Annotated in this window: 2 protein-coding genes; one reads left to right on the plus strand and one right to left on the minus strand. The window is 71.0% G+C overall.

Annotated features, from left to right (window positions below; all coding sequences use genetic code 11):
* Positions 1-928: hydroxymethylglutaryl-CoA lyase (locus AC2W7M_RS23200; protein ID WP_486135270.1), on the minus strand; the 928-nt coding region annotated here is incomplete at its 3' end.
* Positions 929-1,026: 98 nt separating this feature from the next.
* On the opposite strand from AC2W7M_RS23200, the gene AC2W7M_RS23205 reads away from it, so the two are divergent.
* Entirely contained in the window at positions 1,027-2,436 is a 1,410-nt protein-coding gene (locus tag AC2W7M_RS23205; protein ID WP_486135272.1) for a CaiB/BaiF CoA transferase family protein, read from the plus strand.
* Positions 2,437-2,809 lie beyond the last annotated feature (373 nt).

Below are 2,809 nucleotides of genomic sequence, written 5' to 3' on the forward strand. Positions count from 1 at the left end.
CGCAGCCGCCGAGCGCCGCCTCCTTCGGGAACAGGCCGGCCTTCGCCACGCCGCTGGCGCTCTGCCTGCCGAGCGTCGCGGACAGCCACTGCGCCGCCTCCACGGCCTGCTGCAGGTCGACGCCGGTGGCGATGCCCATGCGGTGGAGCATCCAGGCCACGTCCTCGGTGGCGACGTTGCCGGTGGCGCCGGGCGCGAACGGGCAGCCGCCGGTGCCGCCGAGGCTGGCATCGATGCTGTGCGCTCCCGCCTCGACCGCCGCCGCCACGTTGGCGAGGCCGGTGTTGCGGGTGTTGTGGAAGTGTCCGCGCAGCCGCATGCCGGGCGCGAGCGCCTTGGCCTGGCGCACGAGGGAGCTCACCTGGGAGGGCACGCCGCAGCCGATGGTGTCGGCGAAGGCGATCTCCAGCGGCGCGAGCGGCAGCACCTCCTCCAGGATGGCGAGGACACGGCCTTCGGGCACCTCGCCCTCGAACGGGCAGCCGAAGCTTGCCGCGATGGTGACCGAGATGGGCGTGCCCGCCTCCCGCGCCGCCGCCGCCACGTCGCGGATGATGGCGATGCTCTCCGCGGTGGCCATGCCCTGGTTGCGGCGGCTGAGGCTCTCGGAGGCCACCACCACCATGTTCACCTCGTCGCAGCCGGCGGCGACGGCGCGGTCGAAGCCGCGGCGGTTCATGGCGAGGCCGATGGTGGTGAGGTTCGGATATGTCCGGACATCTTGCATCAAAATTTCGGCGTCGGCCATCTGCGGGACGCGCTGCGGATTGACGAAGCTCGTCACCTCCATGCGCCTGAGGCCCGCCGCCAGCGCCCGCTTCACCAGCTCGGCCTTGACCGCGGTGGCGACGTGAACCTGTTCGTTTTGCAGGCCGTCACGGGGGGCGACCTCGACGATTTCGACGCGGGGGGAAGTCTGGATTGTCATGGGCGTCCTGCTCCCTTTGTCGGGCCGGCGCAGCCTTGCCAGCCCGTTTCCCTTCTGTTGTATCTCAACAATCTTGTCCGGACAAATAGGTGATCGCCATGAGTGCGCCGCGCACGCAAGACAGCTTCGGGCCCCTGGCCGATATCCGCGTCATCGAGATGGGCCAGCTGCTCGCCGGCCCCTTCTGCGGACAATTGCTGGCCGATTTCGGCGCCGAGGTCATCAAGATCGAGCAGCCGGGCGTCGGCGACCCCATGCGCGAATGGGGCCGCGAGAAGCAGCACGGCAAGTCGCTCTGGTGGCCGGTGATCGCCCGCAACAAGAAGTCGGTGGAGATCAATGCCCGCGTGCCCGAGGGCCAGGAGCTGATCCGCAAGCTGGTGGCGGATGCCGACATCCTGCTGGAGAACTTCCGGCCCGGCACCATGGAGAAGTGGGGCCTCGGCTATGAGGAGTTGCGCAAGATCAACCCGCGCCTCGTCATGATCCGCGTCTCCGGCTACGGCCAGACCGGCCCCTATGCGGAAAAGGCGGGCTATGGCGCCATCGGCGAGGCCATGGGCGGCCTGCGCTACGTGGTGGGCGATCCCTCGACGCCGCCGAGCCGCATGGGCATCTCCATCGGCGACACGCTCGCCGCGGTCTTCGCCTGCCTCGGCGGCCTGATGGCGCTCCACGCGGTGCAGCGCACCGGGCGCGGCCAGGTGGTGGACAGCGCCATCTACGAGGCGGTGCTGGCGATGATGGAATCGCTCGTCACCGAATACGACCAGGCGGGCTATGTGCGCGAGCGCACCGGCGCGATCCTGCCGAATGTCGCGCCCTCCAACGTCTACCCCACCAAGAGCGGGCACTATGTGCTGATCGCCGCCAACCAGGACACGGTGTTCAAGCGCCTCGCCGCCGCCATGGGCCGGCCCGAGCTGGCCCAGGACCCGCGCTATGCCACCCATTCGGCGCGCGGCAAGGTGCAGCCGGAGCTGGACGCCATGATCGCCGACTGGTCGCGCACCATGGAGGCGGACGAACTGGGCGCCCTGCTCGACGCCCACGGCGTGCCGCGCGGCGACATCTACCGCGCGCCCGAGATGCTGGAGGACGCGCACTTCAAGGCGCGCGAGGCGATCGTGAAGATCGCCCACCCCATGTTCGGCAGCCTGCGCATGCAGAATACCTTCCCGCGCCTGTCCGAGACGCCCGGCAAGGTCGCCGCCTGCGGTCCCGACCTCGGCCAGCACAATGGCGAGGTGTTCGGCACTCTGCTCGGTCTCGACGAGCGGGCGCGGGCGGACCTTGCCGCCAAGGGCGTGATCGGCGCCGGAACCAAGGCCGCGGCTGAGGGCCACGGAGCAGGGTCGCGCGCTGGGGGCAAAAGGGCCCGCTGCGCCGGCCCGACGGGCGGGGCCGGGCTGCGGGGAAGGTGGCCCGGCCCCGCTCGCTCTTCGGACCGCGGAAAGCGGCGGCCGGCCGCGCCGGACGCCAAGCGCGCACCTTTCCGCCGCAGATAAGCCGTATTTCCTTCAGACAGCCGACGTGCTAACCGGGAGCGGGGTGGTAGCGCAATGCTGAGACTCGCTGGTCGGGCCGGGGGAATGGGCTGGGGGGCTGCATGGGCCGCCGCCTATGCGCTCGTCTTCCAGCTGGTGTTCGCCAGCGCCCTCATGGCGGCGATGCCGCGTGACGCCTCCGGTACCCCCCTCTGCACCGCATCCGCCAGCCTGTCGGTGGACCCGCAATCGGGCGGGGGCGCAGACCGCACCGCCCTTCACTCGCCTCGCCTGTCTCGCCCGCGCCGACGTCGCCGACCTGCCGCCGCCGATCCCTGTTCCCGCGTCGCAGCGCACGGCCGCCGTCGTCGTCGCCGCGCTGCCGGCCCGCCCG

It is taken from the genome of Xanthobacter sp. BG11Y11_SDJG (genome assembly GCF_057364445.1).